The organism is Croceitalea vernalis (genome assembly GCF_031846405.1).
Classification (GTDB): domain Bacteria; phylum Bacteroidota; class Bacteroidia; order Flavobacteriales; family Flavobacteriaceae; genus Croceitalea; species Croceitalea vernalis.
Window position 1 is genome coordinate 88516 of record NZ_JAVRHU010000003.1, and the last position, 14921, is coordinate 103436.

17 protein-coding genes are annotated in these 14921 nt (G+C 33.5%); 11 read left to right on the top strand and 6 right to left on the bottom strand.

Going from position 1 to position 14921, the window contains the following annotated elements; genetic code table 11:
• The first annotated feature begins 4 nt into the window (after positions 1–4).
• From RM520_RS10840 to RM520_RS10850, 3 genes are all read left to right on the top strand, one after another.
• Positions 5–886 carry an alpha/beta hydrolase gene (locus RM520_RS10840; protein ID WP_311388031.1) on the top strand — a complete coding sequence of 294 codons (882 nt, stop codon included), beginning with the start codon at positions 5–7 and terminating at the stop codon, positions 884–886.
• Positions 883–1527 (top strand): GDSL-type esterase/lipase family protein, encoded by a 645-nt coding sequence (locus RM520_RS10845; RefSeq protein ID WP_311385721.1) that lies wholly within the window; start codon positions 883–885, stop codon positions 1525–1527. Before RM520_RS10840 ends, RM520_RS10845 begins: the two co-directional genes overlap by 4 nt.
• Before the next feature lie 94 nt (positions 1528–1621).
• Entirely contained in the window at positions 1622–3235 is a 1614-nt protein-coding gene (locus RM520_RS10850; protein WP_311388032.1) for a beta-N-acetylhexosaminidase, read from the top strand.
• Between the two features lie 36 nt (positions 3236–3271).
• Here the strand turns inward: RM520_RS10850 and RM520_RS10855 are convergent, their stop codons facing one another.
• From RM520_RS10855 to ruvX, 4 genes are read right to left on the bottom strand one after another with little or no spacing between them, the layout of a single operon-like run.
• Positions 3272–3700 carry a DUF5606 family protein gene (locus RM520_RS10855; RefSeq protein ID WP_311385723.1) on the bottom strand — a complete coding sequence of 143 codons (429 nt, stop codon included), beginning with the start codon at positions 3698–3700 and terminating at the stop codon, positions 3272–3274.
• Between the two features lie 51 nt (positions 3701–3751).
• Positions 3752–4342, bottom strand: a complete 591-nt coding sequence (gene def / locus RM520_RS10860) for a peptide deformylase (RefSeq protein WP_311385724.1) — start codon at positions 4340–4342, stop codon at positions 3752–3754.
• Positions 4343–4346: 4 nt separating this feature from the next.
• Positions 4347–5027, bottom strand: a complete 681-nt coding sequence (locus RM520_RS10865; protein ID WP_311388033.1) for a DUF1919 domain-containing protein — start codon at positions 5025–5027, stop codon at positions 4347–4349.
• Position 5028: 1 nt separating this feature from the next.
• Positions 5029–5442 (bottom strand): Holliday junction resolvase RuvX, encoded by a 414-nt coding sequence (ruvX, locus tag RM520_RS10870; RefSeq protein ID WP_311385726.1) that lies wholly within the window; start codon positions 5440–5442, stop codon positions 5029–5031.
• Between the two features lie 99 nt (positions 5443–5541).
• Here ruvX and RM520_RS10875 point away from each other — a divergent pair, with 99 nt between their 5' ends.
• Together RM520_RS10875 and RM520_RS10880 are read left to right on the top strand one after the other, a co-directional pair.
• A complete protein-coding gene (locus tag RM520_RS10875) occupies positions 5542–6357 on the top strand; it encodes a 2,3,4,5-tetrahydropyridine-2,6-dicarboxylate N-succinyltransferase (RefSeq protein ID WP_311388034.1) in 816 nt (271 codons plus the stop codon).
• 95 nt (positions 6358–6452) lie between these two features.
• On the top strand, positions 6453–7247 hold the full coding sequence (locus RM520_RS10880; RefSeq protein ID WP_311385728.1) for a glycosyltransferase family 2 protein: 795 nt from the start codon (positions 6453–6455) through the stop codon (positions 7245–7247).
• Here RM520_RS10880 and RM520_RS10885 read toward each other — a convergent pair.
• On the bottom strand, positions 7229–8047 hold the full coding sequence (locus RM520_RS10885; protein WP_311385729.1) for a glycosyltransferase family 2 protein: 819 nt from the start codon (positions 8045–8047) through the stop codon (positions 7229–7231). The two genes, RM520_RS10880 and RM520_RS10885, sit on opposite strands and share 19 nt — an antisense overlap.
• A 62-nt stretch (positions 8048–8109) precedes the next feature.
• Here RM520_RS10885 and RM520_RS10890 point away from each other — a divergent pair, with 62 nt between their 5' ends.
• From RM520_RS10890 to RM520_RS10915, 6 genes are read left to right on the top strand one after another with little or no spacing between them, the layout of a single operon-like run.
• Positions 8110–9009: an ATP-grasp fold amidoligase family protein gene (locus RM520_RS10890; RefSeq protein ID WP_311385730.1), complete on the top strand. Its 900-nt coding sequence runs from the start codon at positions 8110–8112 to the stop codon at positions 9007–9009.
• A 36-nt stretch (positions 9010–9045) separates the two neighbouring features.
• Positions 9046–9639, top strand: coding sequence for an L-threonylcarbamoyladenylate synthase (locus RM520_RS10895; RefSeq protein WP_311385731.1), 594 nt, complete (start codon positions 9046–9048; stop codon positions 9637–9639).
• Positions 9640–9667: 28 nt separating this feature from the next.
• The gene (locus RM520_RS10900; protein WP_311385732.1) at positions 9668–11089 is read left to right on the top strand and encodes a CCA tRNA nucleotidyltransferase; all 1422 of its coding nucleotides are present in this window, start codon (positions 9668–9670) and stop codon (positions 11087–11089) included.
• Positions 11086–12120 (top strand): COX15/CtaA family protein, encoded by a 1035-nt coding sequence (locus RM520_RS10905; RefSeq protein ID WP_311388035.1) that lies wholly within the window; start codon positions 11086–11088, stop codon positions 12118–12120. Before RM520_RS10900 ends, RM520_RS10905 begins: the two co-directional genes overlap by 4 nt.
• A gap of 27 nt (positions 12121–12147) precedes the next feature.
• On the top strand, positions 12148–12642 hold the full coding sequence (locus tag RM520_RS10910; RefSeq protein WP_311385734.1) for an IS1096 element passenger TnpR family protein: 495 nt from the start codon (positions 12148–12150) through the stop codon (positions 12640–12642).
• A gap of 53 nt (positions 12643–12695) precedes the next feature.
• Complete coding sequence (locus tag RM520_RS10915) at positions 12696–13754, top strand: nucleoid-associated protein (protein WP_311385735.1); 1059 nt, start codon at positions 12696–12698, stop codon at positions 13752–13754.
• Between the two features lie 16 nt (positions 13755–13770).
• Here the strand turns inward: RM520_RS10915 and RM520_RS10920 are convergent, their stop codons facing one another.
• Positions 13771–14856, bottom strand: coding sequence for a hypothetical protein (locus tag RM520_RS10920; protein ID WP_311388036.1), 1086 nt, complete (start codon positions 14854–14856; stop codon positions 13771–13773).
• Positions 14857–14921: the final 65 nt, after the last annotated feature.

Here is a 14921-nt window from a genome sequence, read left to right on the forward strand (position 1 = left end):
TACTATGAAAGTTTCACATTTTGCATTTTTACTTTTAGCAATTAGCACTATCAATGCACAAGACATTATTGAATTACCATATAATAAGATAGATGATGTTGTTTGGGAAAATAATGAGAAAGAATATTATTCAAATATTTGGCAAACCCAAGTCGTTACGAATGTGTCCGTACCAACCATGAAAGTATTTCGACCTTCTGCAGAAAAGAATACAGGTACCGCAGTAATCATAGCTCCTGGCGGAGGGCTCTATGCACATAGTATAGAAAGTGAAGGAAACTTAGTAGCTAAATGGTTAGCAGAGAAAGGAATAACCGGTTTTGTACTAAAATATCGACTAGTGCCTACAGGGGAAGATGGCGTTGCTGACATTACCGCATTAGCACAAGCAAATCCACAAAAAATTGGGGAAGAAGTAGCTAAAATAATACCCTATTCTATCCAAGATGGCTTAAATGCGATTAGTTATGTTAGAGAAAATGTAGCTACTTATGCTATTGATCCAACTAAAATTGGCTTTATGGGATTTTCAGCAGGCGGAGCTGTTACAATGGGGGTTTCGTACAATTATTCTATCAGCAATCGTCCTGATTTTCTAGTTCCTGTGTACGCTTGGACAGATGCAATGCCTGTACAAACGCCAAAGGATGACGCCCCACCAATGCTTGTTATTTGCGCAAGTGATGACCCTCTTGGCTTAGCAAAAGGTTCTATTGAGTTATATTCTTCCATGCTTGAAATAGGCAAGCCTGTAGGGCTGCATATGTACTCTAAAGGCGGTCATGGATTTGGAATGCGTAAAAACGGCTTACCCTCTGATAATTGGATTGAACGTTTTTACGATTGGTCCTTGGTAGAAGGTATCACTAAAAAGAAAACACCATGATTAAATACGCCATAATACTTTTAATTGCTTTTATTTCTTTTCAAGCAATTGCACAAAATAATTTTCAAAACGAAGTTGATGATATTGTTCATCGTAATGATAGTATTTGGGATAATAGTAAAGAAACCATTGTGTTTACCGGAAGTTCAAGTATTCGTTTTTGGACAGACGTACAAGAACGATTTCCTCAATACCAGGTTTTAAACTCCGGATTTGGCGGTTCACAAACTTCAGATTTATTATATCATTTGGATAATCTAGTACTACGATACCAACCTGTTAAAGTATTCATATATGAGGGAGATAACGACATTTTTGCCAAAATACGGCCCCGATCAATCATACAGACAACTGAACAAGTCATTCAACAAATTCAAAATAAGTTACCTTCTTCTGAGATTGTTTTAATATCTGCAAAACCGAGTATTTCTAGGTGGAAATTAAAAGGAAAATATAAACGTTTAAATAAACGGTTTTCGAAGATGGCAATATCAAATCCTCATATAAAGTATGCAAACGTTTGGGACATTATGCTTAACGGCAGAAAAGTTAGAACAGATATTTTTATTGAAGACGGGCTTCACATGAATACATTAGGATATGATTTATGGTATGAAAGAATTAAACCCTTTTTACCATAATACTATCAAAATTTGAAAAAATAATACGATTTAATATGATTAGCCCCTCTTATCTTTGAATGAGGTTAAATACTTATTATCTACAATTAACATTATGGCAAAATCACTAATTTCTAGGCAACTTATTCTATTTGGAATTTTATTAGTTGGTATAGCTTGTACTGAGCCTAAAAAAGAAATTGTAGTACCTAAAACGGATTTAGCACAAGAAGCTCTTATTCCATTGCCCTTAAAAGTTATTGCAACAAATTCTGCTTTTGCTTTGGACCAATACACTGCAATTTATACGTCATCTACGGAAGGTGGAATTGATGAAGTCGGTAGTTTTTTATCATCTAAAATTCAATCTAAAACCGGGCTTCGATTACCTGTAAATGATACTGAAGGTAGTACCGTTGACCGAGTAATTTATATTAACCAAACAGACGAATTAGAACTGCAAGAGAATGAAGCTTATCAGATATATATCACCAAAGACTCTATCATTTTAAATGCAAAAACTAACGAAGGAGCATTTAGAGGTGTTCAAACTTTAAGGCAAATTATTCCTGAGAAAAGTAATGATTCACTAAATGAACACTCTATTTGGCCTATTCCTTCAGGCAAAATAATGGATGAGCCTAATTTTGAATTTAGAGGTGTAATGTTGGATGTAGCCCGTCATTTCTTTAGTGTTGAAGAGGTCAAAAAGTTTATTGATATTTTGGCTTACTACAAAATTAATGTGCTACATATGCACCTAACTGATGACCAAGGGTGGAGAATTGAGATAAAATCATGGCCAAAACTTACTGAAGTCGGAGGAAGTACTGAAGTGGGTGGAGAATCAGGTGGTTTTTATACACAAGAAGAATATAAAGAAATAGTTGATTACGCTGCTAAACATCATATGATGATTCTACCGGAAGTTGATATGCCTGGTCATACAAATGCGGCTTCTGTCTCATACCCATTTTTAAATGGTAATGGAAAATCACCTAAGCTCTATGAAGGCACTCATGTTGGTTTTAGCACTTTTGACACTAGCAAAGACACTGTTTATAGTTTTATTGATGATGTTGTTAGAGAGATTTCGTCAATTAGCCCCAGTCCTTATTTTCATATCGGAGGTGATGAAAGTCATGTGACGAAGAAAAATGATTATAAATATTTTGTAGAGCGAGTAGAAAAAATTGTTCAAAAACACGGTAAAAAAATGATTGGGTGGGATGAAGTAGCCACAGCGAATATAGACTCAACTTCAATAGCACAATTTTGGAATAGCATGGATAATGCAAGAGCTGCTGCTGATAAGGGCATGAAGGTGATACTGTCACCGGCAAAAAAAACCTATTTAGACATGCAATATGACCCGCTCTCTGAATATGGATTGCATTGGGCAGCATTCATTCCTGTTGACTCCGCCTATGTATGGAAACCGGAAACTTATAGCGGAATACCAATGGAAAATATTTTAGGTGTTGAAGCTCCACTATGGTCTGAAACTATTAGCAATTCTAAAGAACTAGAGTATCTCGCCTTTCCTAGAGCTATTGGCTATTCCGAATTGAGTTGGTCGACTGAAACTAATAGAGATTGGGAAAATTATAAAAAAAGACTAGCCAAGCAGGCTCCTTTTCTTGAACGAATGAATATTAATTATTACCCATCTAAACTAATTGATTGGGAAAAAAGCGAGTATACTATTGAGAAGATAAAGAAAGATTAAGTAGATGAAAGTAAAATCCTTGTCATCTTTTAAAAACTATTCCTCTTCACTTTTAGCGACATCTTCGTCATCTGACTCAGAGAAATCAGTGATACCCTGTTCATGAAGAATATTGTACCATTGAACTATCTTTTTTATGTCGCTGGCATAAACCCTATCTTCATCATAATCAGGTAGTATTTCAAAGAAATATTCTTCTAACTTAATTTTTTCTTCTTTGTGCCCAATGGAGGTCTTGGCACCTTTTTCTTTCTCTTTAATTTTTTGAAAAACTTCTCTTAATGGAACTTCTTCTTCAAGTGTGTAAATAGCAATTTCAGACAAAACACTCACGTTGTTTCTTAAACCAACGGTAATTCGTTTACCATCAATCAAAGACTCACCCACAAAACCTGCACGGGTTTGTGTCAACAATTTATAAAGACCTGGTTTACCACCGATAGATAAGATTTTGTCTAATGCCATTTGTTCCTTTTTAGCGCGCAAATTTATACTTTTCAATACACTTTAACCTACTTAACGTCCTTTTTTAAGACTAGGAAAGCGCATTTTATAGTCTATATTAATTTTTCCCTTCGAAATTTTTTCAAGTCTACTCTTCAAAAGTCTTTTCTTAAGAGAAGAAAGCTTGTCAGTAAATAAAATTCCTTCAATATGATCATACTCATGCTGAATAACTCTAGCCACTAAACCATTATAAGTCTCTGTATGGGTTTTAAAAGCTTCATCTTGATAAGTTATGGTTATTGTATCTTTTCTACTAACATCTTCCCGAATGTCAGGAATACTAAGACAACCTTCATTAAAAGCCCAATCTGCCCCAGTCTCCTCTTCAATCTTAGCATTTATAAAAACCTTTTTAAATCCTTTTAAAATTTCCTGTTCTTCTTTACTCAAATCTTCATCATCTGAAAAGGGAGTAGCATCAATTACAAACAATCGTAAAGAAAGTCCTACTTGTGGGGCTGCCAATCCAACTCCACTGGCTTTATACATAGTTTCCCACATATTCTCAACCAAGTCTTTTAATTTTGGATGGTCTTTATCAATTTCAATCGCTTTTTTTCGCAATACGGCATCTCCGTAAGCCACAATAGGTAAAATCATCTATTTACTGTTTAAATCTTGTTCGCAAAACGTTGCCTGTGTTTAAATAGTGTACTAAATCAAAATACAAAAATGTCAATTTAAATCTTTTCCTCCCATTAGGTGGGGCACCTTTTTTCTTGCTTAAATCTTGAATGAATTTAATGTGCTGCAAATTTGTTAGGCTTGGGATCTTGTTAAAAGAAAAAGAAATCTTATTCTTATATTTCAGTTTATGGAATTCTTCAATATCTGAATTTGTTACTCCACGTCTATCACAAATACTAAAAAAATAATTACTCTTGTCATATTTCAACATTCTTGCTTTACGTCTATTCCACTTAGATTTAGCCTCTTGTTTAGTTTTATAATGTTGAAAGTGTATCTCAATATCACCTAAAAGGCCAATTGGGTGATTGTTATAGGCATCGGGGTATTTTGAAACCTCACGAAATTGAAGATTCATATTCATATACTCATCAAAATTACTAAGTAATTTCATATAGCATGGTCCAAACAAAAAGAGCCCAACAAAAGGTGTATTATAGGGTAGATTTAACCATTGATATACTTGACCACCCCAACAATTGCGGCTTATCAGTACAAAGTTTTTGTTTTCAAGTTTTTGAACATCTTGCCTTTGGTAATAATTCTTGAAATTGACTCTAATTTTTCTATTTAAAAAAACTTCTAATCTTCGAATCATCCTAATTGTTTTTTTCTAAAAATGATTGAAGAATTATTGTGGCGCTTATTTCATCTACAAGAGCTTTGTTCTGTCGTTGTTTTTTCTTTACGCCAGAAGTAATCATGCTTTGGACTGCTAATTTTGAAGTGAAACGTTCGTCCTGCCTTTCAACATTGATATTAGGAAACTGTTTTTGGAATTTATCTAAAAATTTTAGTATCTGATTTTCAGATTCTGAAGGAATTCCGCTCATTTGTTTAGGCTCTCCTAAGACAACTGTTTCGACTTTCTCCTCAGTAAAATACGTTTTCAAAAATGGTAAAAGATCTTTTGTAAGGACTGTGGTCAAACCAGAAGCTATTAACTGCATTTCGTCAGTAATAGCTATTCCTGTTCTTATTGTTCCATAATCCAGAGCAAGTATTCGTGCCAATCTTGAAATTTTGGCAAAAATAAACCTAAAATTGTTATGCTTTTAAAATTGAAGGAATTATTGCAGTAGTAGAATTATATTTGCCAAAAAATTTACACCATGAATAAATTGCGAGACCTCATTGAAAAGGCTTGGGATAACCGAGAGCTTTTAAAAGAAATTGAAACCCAAGACGCTATTCGAGAAGTAATCGCATTACTTGATAACGGAAAACTACGTTGTGCTGAACCAACATCAGAAGGTTGGCAAATAAATGAATGGGTTAAAAAAGGTGTGGTTCTTTACTTTCCAATTCAAAAAATGGAAACTTTAGAAGTAGGCATTTTTGAATATCATGATAAAATCCCATTAAAACGAGGGTATCAGGAAAAAGGAATTCGGGTAGTGCCGCATGCAGTTGCCCGTCATGGAGCCTACATTTCAAAAGGAACCATTTTGATGCCTAGCTATGTAAATATTGGCGCTTACGTTGATGAAGGAACTATGGTTGACACTTGGGCTACCGTTGGTAGTTGTGCCCAAATTGGAAAAAACGTTCATTTAAGCGGTGGTGTTGGTATTGGAGGCGTTTTAGAACCTTTACAAGCAGCACCTGTAATTATAGAGGATAATGCTTTTATTGGTTCTCGCTGTATCGTTGTTGAGGGTGTTCGCGTAGAAAAAGAAGCTGTTTTAGGTGCCAATGTGGTGCTAACCGCATCTACTAAAATAATCGACGTTACTGGCGACCAACCGATTGAAAGAAAAGGAATAGTCCCAGCTGGCGCTGTTGTAATACCTGGCAGCTATACCAAAAAATTTAATGCTGGTGAATACCAAGTTCCTTGTGCGCTTATCATTGGAAAAAGAAAAAAGAGCACCAACAAAAAAACATCATTAAACAATGCTCTGAGAGAATACGACGTTGCCGTTTAAAATTGTAAGAAAATTATAGCGATTTTATAATTTTTTTGTTTTTTTTTAGTTATAAATTGCAGAACTAGGCCGTATGAATACCAAATTAGATTTAAATGCATACCCCAAAGCAAAATTTATCTGCATTAGTAATTACTTATAATGAAATCGGCTACATTGAAAAGTGTATAGATTCCATTTTATTTGCTGATGAGATTATCGTGGTTGATTCATATAGCACAGATGGTACATATGAATACTTAGAAAACCTTCCTAATGTAAAGGTAATTCAGCACCCATTCACTAATTTTACAACGCAAAAATCCTTTGCTCTAGAACAAGCTTCTAATGAATGGGTTTTATTTGTTGACGCCGATGAAGTAGTTACCAAAAAATTAGAAGAAGAAATAACAGAAACAATCAATACACCTGATGCTTGCGAGGCTTATTGGTTCTATCGTACTTTTATGTTTCAAAACGAAAGGTTAAAGTTTAGTGGCTGGCAAACTGATAAAAACCATCGTTTATTTAGAAAAAGTAAGGTAAAATACACAGACACCAAATTAGTTCACGAAACCTTAGATGTTGATGGTACGTCCTGTATTTTAAAAGAGAAGCTAACACATTACTGCTACAAAGACTATGAAGATTATAAGGCAAAAATGCTTCATTATGGAAGATTAAAGGCCAAGGAAGCTTTCTACAAAGAAAAAAACTTTAACTATCTCTTATATTTTGTTAAACCCATTTGGAAATTTATACATCAGTATATCATCAGGCTAGGTTTCTTAGATGGAAAAAAAGGTATTATCATCTGTTATCTTAATTCCTTGAGTGTTTTTGAACGCTATAGAGAACTTAAAAGATTGGAGAAGAAAAATCAATTGGCGTACTACTTGGTTATGCCATAATGCGACCAAACATGTTTTTGGGTTTTGGTCTCTTTTCTAATTTTTCTGTTTTTTGCTATTGATTCCGGCGTTTTATACCCTCTTTTGTGATCTAAATGGACGCATACTGCACTGTACCTCAATTGCTTCGATTTTAGTCCAAAATTAAAAAGTCGCTCGCCCAATTCCCGGTCTTGTCCTCCATATTGCATACGCTCATCAAAACCATTCACATTAAGAATATCTTTCTTCCAACCTGACGAGTTGTGGCCATTCCAACTTGCATTTGTTGGCGTTATGGTATTCAAGAACTTAGAAATAATACCACTGGCAGTTAGCTTATTATTTTTGAATGTTTTTGGAATTCCTTTTTCTTTCAACCAATCTATTTGAAAACATCTCTGCTCTTGAATATCATCGAGGGTTATTAGCTTGGAAATATTCATCGGAAGCATATAGTAACCACCCGAAATAAAGTATCCTTTTTGCTTGTTAATGTGATGCACATGAACAAAATCTTCTCTCGGTATACAATCACCATCAGTCATAATTATATAATCAGCACTGCAGGCCTTGACCGCCTTGTTGAGAATTCTTGACTTTTGAAAACCATCATCTTCTTGCCAAACATGAACAATTTCATAAGATACTTTTTCACCCAAGTCTTCAAGGAGTGCTTTGGTTTTGGGGCCTGAACCGTCATCAGCAATTACAACTTCAAAATTCTTAAAAGTCTGGCAATTGAAACCCCAAAGTACTTTTTCAAGCCATTCCTCCGCATTATAAGTACTTATGATTATCGATATTCTAGGTGTATCCATTCTGGCAAAAATAGGAAAGTTGATTAGTTTATCTTTGCAAGACTTTTAAAAATAAAGGTAAAATGCTTAAAAAACTTGGTTTAGGAATCTTAAAAAAAATGAAGTTTTTATCCCCTGATCTCTATGTCAAAATTTACTACGAATATTACACCGGAAAAAAATTAAATCTTGAAAATCCCATTGAGTTTAATGAAAAGATTCAGTGGTTGAAAGTCTATTATCAACCTGAAATACTCACTAAATTAGTTGATAAATTTGCTGTTCGTGAATATGTTGAAAGAAAAATTGGAAAAGAATATCTTAATCGGGTCTTAGCGATTACCACAAAAGCTGATGGTATCAAATTTGAAGAACTTCCTTCGAAATTTGTGGTAAAAGCTACTCACGGTTGCAATTTCAATTTAATTATTACCAATAAAGAAAAAATCAATAAAGTAAAAAGCCGTTTGCTGTTTAAAAAATGGTTATCACGTAATCAATATTATCGAGGTGGTTTAGAATGGGCATATAAAAATGTACCGCCCCGACTTTTAGTTGAAGAATTTATGGATGAACCTGGAAAAAGTGTTCTGGATGATTTTAAGTTTTATTGCTTTAACGGAACTCCAAATATGGTGCAAGTTGACATAGGTCGTGGCACAGAACATAAAAGGGTCTTCATGGATTTAGAATGGCAAAAATTACCTATTAGAAAAGGGAACATTCCATTATTTGAAAACAATTTGGGTAAACCCAAGGCATTTAAAAAGATGATTGAGTTGGCCAGAATCTTGGCATCAGACTTTCCTTTTGTAAGAGTTGATTTCTATTATGTGAATAATAAAATATATTTTGGTGAAATGACTTTTTACCCTGGGGATGGTAGACAAGAATTCAAACCAAACGAGTATAATAAAATTATTGGAGAACATCTTAAATTGCCTAAAATTCCAAAAGGTCAAAAATATATCACTGAAGTTTAAAGTTAACTGAAGAAAAATAGAAGGTCATTTTTTTTAATGATTAGAATAATCTCATTAGAGCTATTGAATTCCTTTAAAGAAAATTTAATAAATTGTGTTGGAGTTATTGAAAATGGTGGACTTATCCTTTATCCTACAGAGACAGTCTGGGCAATTGGCTGTGATGCAACCAACCCTAATGCGGTTGATAAAATTTTGAAGTTAAAAGAACTAACAAGCCCAGAAGGGTTAGTAAGTTTAATCGCCAACCAATTTATGCTTGAGCAACAAATTGATTTCATCCCTGCAGTGGTCTATGACATAATTGATATCGCAGAAAAACCTACAACCGTAGTCTTGGATAATCCAAAAACCATTGCGAAAAATGTAAGAAATAGAGATGGTTCCGCTGCTATACGTGTAACATCAGATAAATTTTGTCAGTATGCGATCGGAAAGTTTCGAAAACCGATAATAGCGACCATTGCAAATTTAGAAAACCAGTCATATCCAAAATCTTTTCAGGAGATAGATTCCAAAATTTTAAAAGGCGTTGACTATGTCGTAAATTTGCAGACGGAAATGTCCCAAAAACTTTCTTCCATAATTAAAATTGGTAACGATAATATGGTACGCATCATCAGAAAATAATAATGTACCTAAGCTCTAACAAATTATAATGAACCTCAAAGAAGCCATAACAAATCCTGTTTTTAAAACCATTGGCACAACTGCCGATGAACAAGGGTTAGACTGCTATGTTATAGGCGGATTTGTACGGGACTTTCTTTTAAAAAGAGGTATTGCAAAAGATATTGATATTGTTGCCGTAGGCAGTGGCATTGAGCTAGCGAAAGCTATCTCTAAAAAACTCAGAGGAAATACCGAAGTATCAGTTTTTAAAAACTTTGGTACTGCAATGATTAAGTATGAAGGCCTAGAACTAGAATTTGTAGGTGCGAGAAAAGAGAGTTATCAAAGAAACAGCAGAAACCCGATAGTTGAAGATGGCACTTTAGAAGATGATCAAAACCGAAGAGATTTTACCATTAACGCATTGGCAATTTCGTTGAGCAGCACAAACTATGGTTTACTACTTGATCCGTTTAATGGACTAAGTGATTTAGACAAAAAAATATTACGTACACCTTTAGAACCATCGCTTACATATTCAGATGACCCTTTACGCATGATGAGGGCTATTCGTTTTGCAACACAACTCAATTTCAAAATTGAAGAGCAGTCTTTAAAAGCAATTACTGAGAATAAAGAACGAATTAATATTATTTCAAAAGAACGTATTGTTGATGAACTCCATAAAATAATTCAATCCGATAAACCGTCAATTGGCTTTTCACTTTTACACCTAACTGGTCTTTTGCAAATCATTCTGCCTGAATTAACAGCTCTTCAAGGCATTGATGAAATTGAAGGCCAAAAACATAAAGATAACTTTTGGCATACACTAGAAGTGGTAGACAATATTTCAAAAACCACAGATAACTTATGGTTACGCTGGGCTGCACTATTACATGATATTGGAAAAGCACCCACTAAACGTTTTGATAAAAAAATTGGATGGACTTTCCATGCACATGAATTTGTAGGTTCGAAAATGGTTTTTAAATTATTTAAAAGACTTCGAATGCCATTGAATGATAAAATGAAGTTTGTTCAAAAAATGGTACTAATGAGTTCTAGACCCGTCATACTTTCTGAAGATCATGTTACCGATGCAGCTGTTAGACGCTTGGTTTTTGATGCTGGTGATTATGTTGACAATTTAATGACCCTTTGTGAAGCGGATATCACCACTAAAAATCCAAAAAAACAAAAACGGTATCTCAAAAATTTTCAAATAGTTCGAAAAAAAATAATTGAAGTTGAAGAGCGAGATCGAATTCGAAATTTTCAACCGCCGGTTTCAGGTGAAGAGATTATGAAAACTTTTGATTTAAAACCTTCAAAAGAAATCGGAATAATTAAAGAGGCCATTAAAGAGGCTATTTTGACAGGGGAAATTGCTAACGAGCACGACGAAGCATTCGAATATATGTTGGTTGAAGGAGAAAAAATTGGCCTAAAACCAGTAAGTCTATGAGCACAAACTTTTTAAAACTTGCAAAAATATCTTTAGTACTAGTGTATCTAGTCATTATAGCAGGAGCTGTGGTTCGTATGACGGGCAGTGGTATGGGCTGTCCAGATTGGCCTAAATGCTTCGGGTATTATGTTCCACCAACTGATGTCGAAACATTACTTTGGAGTCCTAATCATGAATTTGAAAAAGGGCAAGTAATAATCTATAATGAAGAACTTCAAGTTGCAAAAAACAACTTTACCTCAACCGATAAAATAGACCTTATAAACTGGGAAATGTACACCAAACATGATTATGCTGTATTTAATGTTTGGCATACATGGATTGAATATATAAATCGATTACTTGGAGCTTTAGCTGGTTTAGCCACACTTTTTTTAGCACTCTTATCACTAAAATATTGGTCAAGCGATAAAAAAATAACACTAATTTCTTGGCTAGTGGTTTTCGGTATGGGCTTTCAAGCATGGCTTGGCGCAACTGTTGTTTACTCTGTATTGGAACCGGTTAAAATTACGTTGCACATGTTTATGGCGCTGGTTATTGTAGCGCTTCTTTTATTTTTAATTTTTACGGCAAGTAAAAGATCATTGAATGTAAAAGTTAGAAATCAAATTAAACTCTTATTTACAAGCGCCCTTGTTTTAACATTAGTTCAGATTATTTTAGGTACACAAGTGAGGCAATTTGTTGATAAACAAATAGATACAGTAGGTGAAACTGCTAAAAATTTATGGTTAGAAAACCCTACTATTAAGTTTTATATTCATCGTTCCTTATCCATTGTCGTTTTATTTTTAAACTTCTATTTATTTTGGAAGATTAGAAAATCTAAATTGCCTTTTAAAAAAATAAATTGGGTAATTACCATACTCTTTCTTGAAATAGGAACAGGTATACTGATGTATTATTTTGATTTTCCTTTTGCAAGTCAACCTTTGCACTTGGTTTTAGCAAGCTTACTTTTCGGAATTCAGTTTTATCTTGTTTTAGAAGCATCTTTATGGAACAAAAGTGACAAATCTTTGTAACTTTACCCCCACCCAATTTTTTAAAGGATGATTTATAAAATCAGAATTATTCTTGATACTCAAGAAGACATTTTTCGAGACCTTGAAATCGAAGCTGAACAAAATATGGAACAGCTTCATAATGCCATCACCCAAGCGTTTGGTTTTATGGGTAACGAAATGGCTTCATTTTATACTTGTGATGAAGAATGGAATCAAGATGAGGAAATTGCCCTCTTTGATATGAGCGAGAACGGTTCTGAAGTGATGCTCATGAATGAAACCAATCTGGATGCTATTTTAAATGAAAAATCCCCAAAATTAATTTACGTATATGACTTTTTCAATATGTGGACTTTCTTTGTAGAATTGGCCGATATTGTTGAAAAAGAGGACGGGCGTGCTTACCCAAATATTCTATTTAGTTTTGGTGAATTACCAGACTCACCACCTGAAAAGAATTTCGAATCTAAACCATCAATCGATTTTGATGATAATTTAGACAATTACGGTGATCTTGATTTTGATGAAAATTGGAACTAATTCATATTTTAAAAAAAGCTAATCTTTTTAATAAATAATTTTTAAAAGCACACATGCTCAACTTCTATAACGCACAAATTGAAAGTGTTTCATTGCACAGAGTAGGAAATAAAAATAAAAATGAAGGTGTCTTTTTATCCAACGAACCTTACAGTTTAAACGATGAAATGTCTGGGCTTTTAAAAGAATACTTCTTTAAACCCTTTCGTGAAAAAGAAGAGAATTATTTTAAATTTTCTAACGAAGTAGATGTTGAATTTAATGAAATATATAAAGCTGTTTCTGAAATATTCACTGAGCCCTCTAAGGCGCATTTAATTTCTAAAAACATTACAACTCATTTATTTGAACAATCTAATCATCCGCATATAAAAAGTGGTGAGGTATATGTAGTTCACTTTTCTGACTTGGTTTTAGACAACCAAAAAGTTGACGGGGTCGGAATATTCAAAAGCGAATTAAAACACGATTTTTTGCAATTTGAAGAAAAAAGTGAAAACCTAGAAATTATAATTAGACAAGGTATTAATATTAATAAACTTGATAAAGGTTGCCTAATTTTTAATGAAGCTAAAGAAGAAGGCTATAAAGTTTTATCGGTTGATAGCAATCGCTATGACGCAAAATATTGGCTAGAGAACTTTTTAGGTCTTGAACCACTTTCCGACGACAATTTCAAAACAAAAAACTATTTAAAATTTTGCCAAAACTTCGCAAAAGATGTGGTACTTCCTGCTGAAGATAAACAACAAGAAGTATTATTTATGAATCGTGCAGTAAATCATTTTGCGAAAAATGATGCTTTTGAAGAGTCTAACTTTTTAAATGAGGTAATTGAAAATCCAGAACTAATACCAGAATTCAAACATTATAAAGTTGAAAAGGGGCCTAAATTTAGTATTGAAGATGTTTCAAATTTTGACATTGCTAATAAGGCAGTTTCGGATGCTCGTAAAAAAATAAAAAACGTCATTAATTTAGATACTAACGTTCAAATTAAAATGGATTTTATAAATCCAGAATCAGCTGAAAAGTTTGTAGAAAAGGGTTGGGATGAAGAACGTCAAATGTATTACTACCTAGTATATTTTAATAAGGAGCAGAAGAGCTAAATATAATTCTGAAATATTAAGAAATTTTAATGTTTTGCTCAATAATCTGTTTCATACTAACATCTTCATAATTTCGCTTTACAAAATTTAAGGCAAGGTCAAGTACGTCACCCATAGTTTTACATTGCTTAAAATTTACATCTAACGTCAACTCATAAATTTGCTCTGCAAGCATCTTTATGTTCTCTTCATTAGAAATGATGTCAGTTTTACATATTCTCCTCAATTTTTTTATCCGAACCCCAGAGCTCAATATTCTTTTGGCTACAATTGAACGTTCTTCTAATTTATATTGATCTACTGAATCTCGCAACAATTTACCTCTGACCAATTCAACCATTTGATAATTCTCTTTGAAAAATTGAGGGCGATACACTTTTAATTTTCCTTCAAAACACTGTTGGTCAAAATCTATTGCTCTAATGCGATAAACCACATGATCAAAATCATGTACAGGCACAATAACATAATTATACGAACGCATGTCACCCAATAAACGAATCATACAGCGTTCATTGAACTTTACAAATTCTTTAGCTAATTGTGCCTTTTCGGGTTCGGAGCATTTTGGCAACATATTTTTAATGAACTCATCACCAGGAATACCAGCAATATGTTCTTCTATGAGGGTATCCTTATAAACCAAAAAATTCAAGTTATAAGGTGACAACATGTGCTCTAATTCTAAACCATAAATACGAGAAGCATCAGTTTTCTTCACGTAGAAATAAGTGAAATTATCATTTAGAATATTTCTGATTTTAATTCGGAATGGTTTTGAATTTCCGAAAGTGCAAAAATCAACAGCATCAACATTTAGATATTGATGTATATTATTACTACCATCTGAATGAAGAATAGAATATACCTTTTTCAAACTATCATCAATTTCTTTGCGTTCAAACTCGGAATAATAAACTCTTATCCAAAGTGTATCTTGATCATTGGAATCATATACGGTTACTGAACCAGAAAACCTTAGCAAGTCTTCATAAAAAATTGGGATTTCAATTTTTCGACTATAATAGCTTAAATATTCATCTAACTTTTTGCTTACGGAAAAAGCTGGTTTTTTTTTCGACATTAACTTTTCGTCCGACATTTTCCTGGTATTTAGTTAATCACATTTAGCCTTGAAAACGGTTTAGCACCCTTTAAACGTTTTTT

Bases quoted from the DNA above. Each gene is read 5' to 3' on its own strand.
- RM520_RS10840 (WP_311388031.1), top strand. From the start codon at position 5: ATGAAAGTTTCACATTTTGCATTTTTACTTTTAGCAATTAGCACTATC.
- RM520_RS10845 (WP_311385721.1), top strand. From the start codon at position 883: ATGATTAAATACGCCATAATACTTTTAATTGCTTTTATTTCTTTTCAA.
- RM520_RS10850 (WP_311388032.1), top strand. From the start codon at position 1,622: ATGGCAAAATCACTAATTTCTAGGCAACTTATTCTATTTGGAATTTTA.
- RM520_RS10855 (WP_311385723.1), bottom strand. From the start codon at position 3,700: ATGGCATTAGACAAAATCTTATCTATCGGTGGTAAACCAGGTCTTTAT.
- def (WP_311385724.1), bottom strand. From the start codon at position 4,342: ATGATTTTACCTATTGTGGCTTACGGAGATGCCGTATTGCGAAAAAAA.
- RM520_RS10865 (WP_311388033.1), bottom strand. From the start codon at position 5,027: ATGATTCGAAGATTAGAAGTTTTTTTAAATAGAAAAATTAGAGTCAAT.
- RM520_RS10875 (WP_311388034.1), top strand. From the start codon at position 5,542: ATGAATAAATTGCGAGACCTCATTGAAAAGGCTTGGGATAACCGAGAG.
- RM520_RS10880 (WP_311385728.1), top strand. From the start codon at position 6,453: ATGCATACCCCAAAGCAAAATTTATCTGCATTAGTAATTACTTATAAT.
- RM520_RS10885 (WP_311385729.1), bottom strand. From the start codon at position 8,047: ATGGATACACCTAGAATATCGATAATCATAAGTACTTATAATGCGGAG.
- RM520_RS10890 (WP_311385730.1), top strand. From the start codon at position 8,110: ATGCTTAAAAAACTTGGTTTAGGAATCTTAAAAAAAATGAAGTTTTTA.
- RM520_RS10895 (WP_311385731.1), top strand. From the start codon at position 9,046: ATGATTAGAATAATCTCATTAGAGCTATTGAATTCCTTTAAAGAAAAT.
- RM520_RS10900 (WP_311385732.1), top strand. From the start codon at position 9,668: ATGAACCTCAAAGAAGCCATAACAAATCCTGTTTTTAAAACCATTGGC.
- RM520_RS10905 (WP_311388035.1), top strand. From the start codon at position 11,086: ATGAGCACAAACTTTTTAAAACTTGCAAAAATATCTTTAGTACTAGTG.
- RM520_RS10910 (WP_311385734.1), top strand. From the start codon at position 12,148: ATGATTTATAAAATCAGAATTATTCTTGATACTCAAGAAGACATTTTT.
- RM520_RS10915 (WP_311385735.1), top strand. From the start codon at position 12,696: ATGCTCAACTTCTATAACGCACAAATTGAAAGTGTTTCATTGCACAGA.
- RM520_RS10920 (WP_311388036.1), bottom strand. From the start codon at position 14,856: ATGTCGGACGAAAAGTTAATGTCGAAAAAAAAACCAGCTTTTTCCGTA.